Here is a 973-nt window from a genome sequence, read left to right as displayed (position 1 = left end):
TGTTATGATAAACTATAGTTGTAACAGTAGTGGCTAATAAGATATAATTAATCTCATAAAGGAAAGAGGTATCTACTTATGCCACAAAGTTACACATCAGAATTCAAAAAGAAGATTGTACGTCTTCATGAGGAAGAAGGTCGTACCTATAAAAGTATCACTGCTGAATATGGCGTATCAAAAGCCAGTATCTCTAAGTGGTGTAAAGAATTCAGCGAAGAATGCCAAGCCAAAGCCCTGGAAGCTCCAGATTCACCAAATGAAATGGAACTCATGAAAGAAAATCTCCGCTTGAAAAAGGAGCTGGAAGAAGCAAAAAAGGAAAATCTCTTTCTAAAAAAAGCAGCGGCATTCTTTGCAAAGGAAATCGATTAGAGGCTTATCGATTCATTGAACAATATCATACGGAATTTGGTTTACGCTGGCTTCTACGGCATTTAAATATCTGCCCGAATGCGTACTATAACTATCAGAAAAATCGGAAAGCAGAGTACCATACCCACCTAAATACAGTGCTGTCAAAGATTACAGATATTTACCACAAATATCATGGCGTAACAGGTTATCGCACGATGCGGGTATATTTAAGTCGGGAAGGACTTCCATACAGCTGCACAACGGTTCATAAATACATGAATCGCATGCTCGGACTGAAATCAATCGTTCGACCGAAAAAGCCTGTATACCAGCACGGAGAGACTCACAAAGTGTTTGAAAACAAGCTCAAGCAAGACTTCGGTGCGGCTGGGATCAACCAGAAATGGTGTACCGATTTTACATATCTGTTTCTTTCAAATGGTGAGGTACGGTACAACTGCGCAATTCTGGACCTGCACGACCGGAGTGTGGTTGCGAGCATAACAGACCGCAATATTACCAGTGATCTGGCGATACGCACGCTTCAAAAAGCGTTGGATTCCCAACCGAAGATTCAAGGCGAACTCATCCTGCACAGTGATCAGGGATCCCAGTT

1 pseudogene is annotated in these 973 nt (G+C 41.5%); it reads left to right on the top strand.

What is annotated here, in order from left to right:
- Nucleotides 1-78: 78 nt before the first annotated feature.
- Nucleotides 79-973, top strand: a pseudogene (locus D8Q48_RS17355) (IS3 family transposase); the annotation flags it as partial.

This window comes from Ruminococcus sp. B05 (assembly GCF_003628495.1).
In the GTDB taxonomy this organism is placed as follows: domain Bacteria; phylum Bacillota; class Clostridia; order Lachnospirales; family Lachnospiraceae; genus Schaedlerella; species Schaedlerella hominis.
The sequence above is the reverse complement of the archived record's forward strand: the minus strand, read 5'-3'. Positions and strand labels throughout refer to the sequence as shown.